This window comes from Streptomyces sp. NTH33 (assembly GCF_003236365.1).
Lineage (GTDB): Bacteria > Actinomycetota > Actinomycetes > Streptomycetales > Streptomycetaceae > Streptomyces.
Genome location: NZ_POTZ01000913.1, coordinates 1 through 1,247, shown reverse-complemented (window position 1 = coordinate 1,247; position 1,247 = coordinate 1). Strand labels below are relative to the sequence as shown.

General features: G+C 76.3%; 2 protein-coding genes. Both read right to left on the bottom strand.

All coding sequences use genetic code 11. The features are described 5' to 3' along the window. Window positions 1-200: 200 nt before the first annotated feature. Entirely contained in the window at window positions 201-938 is a 738-nt protein-coding gene (locus C1I97_RS37480; protein ID WP_111007313.1) for a bifunctional DNA primase/polymerase, read from the bottom strand. 134 nt (window positions 939-1,072) lie between these two features. After that, on the bottom strand, window positions 1,073-1,247 hold a 175-nt coding region (locus tag C1I97_RS37475; protein ID WP_220040901.1), incomplete at its 5' end, for a small ribosomal subunit Rsm22 family protein.

Here is a 1,247-nt window from a genome sequence, read left to right as displayed (position 1 = left end):
GACGGGGGCGGGCTCGCGGCGCGGGCGGGCTCGCGGCGCGGGCACAGACACGCGACCCGGACACGCACTCCCCGCGCGGGCGCGGGTTGTGTGCGGGTGCGGGTTGTGTGCGGGTGCGGGCTCGGGCCCACGAGGTACGGCCCCGGCGCAGCCCTCGCGGGGCGCGGCACGGCTCCCGCAGACCGGGCCGAGCCCTGCGCTCAGTGACGCAGGGGCCAGGACCCGGCGATGGGGCCCGGGTCGTCGGTGGCGTGGCGGGCGCAGGCGTCGGTGAGGGGTTCCAGGAGGGTGAGCGGGTCGGGGAGCGGGTGCTCGGGCCCGCGCAGCCAGCGCACCCGGTGGTCGTCGTCGCCGGGCAGGCGGGCCGGCGGTACGAGGACGTAGGAGCCGCGGCAGTGCCAGCGCAGGCCCGGGTGCTCGTCCATGGTCTCCGGGTGGCAGTCCAGCTCGCAGGGCCACCACTCGTCCTCGTCCTCGGGGGTCCCGCGGGTGAGGGTGAAGAACAGCATGCGGCCGTCGTCGCTCTCGGCGACCGGGCCGACCTCGACGCCGGCGGCGAGCAGCTCCTCCAGGGCCTCCCGGCCGGCCTGGAGCGGCACGTCCAGGACGTCGTGCACCATGCCGGTCGCGGTGATGAAGTTGGCCTGCGGCTGGTGCCGCGCCCAGCGCTCGATCTGCGCGCGGTCGGTCGTGGACTGCGTCTGCCAGGCGAACGACACCGGGTGCCGGGCGGGCGTGGGACAGCCCACGCGGTCGCAGGAACAGCCGTAGCCGGCCCCCGGGTGCGCGGCGGGCGCGAGCGGCAGTCCCGCGGCGGCGGCGGCGAGCAGCAGAGCCTCACGACCGCCGTCGTCGGCGGTGTCCTTCGGGCGGCGTCCGCGCAGCCACTGGGTGAGTTTGCCCTGCAGGCCGGTCCGGCCGCCGAACTCCGCGCTCATCTATCCCCTCGCCTCGCTGGTGTGCACAGCATGCCCCATCGTCCCACCATCCTGCGCCTCGGGGCACCAAAGCCCACATCCTGGGCACAGGTCACCGGCGGCCGGGCCCTGGTCGGCATGGGGCCGGCGGTGTGCTAGCGGGCCGGATCGGCGGGCCGCCAGGAATCGCCCCAGGCCGCGTCCCGGGCCCGCTTGTACTGGTCGCCGTGGCGTTTGGTGACCGTACGGCGCCGCAGTTCCTCGGTGGGCTCGCACAGGTCCAGGAGGACCTGGCCCTTGCGGATCTGGGGGCGGCGGACGATGCGGGAG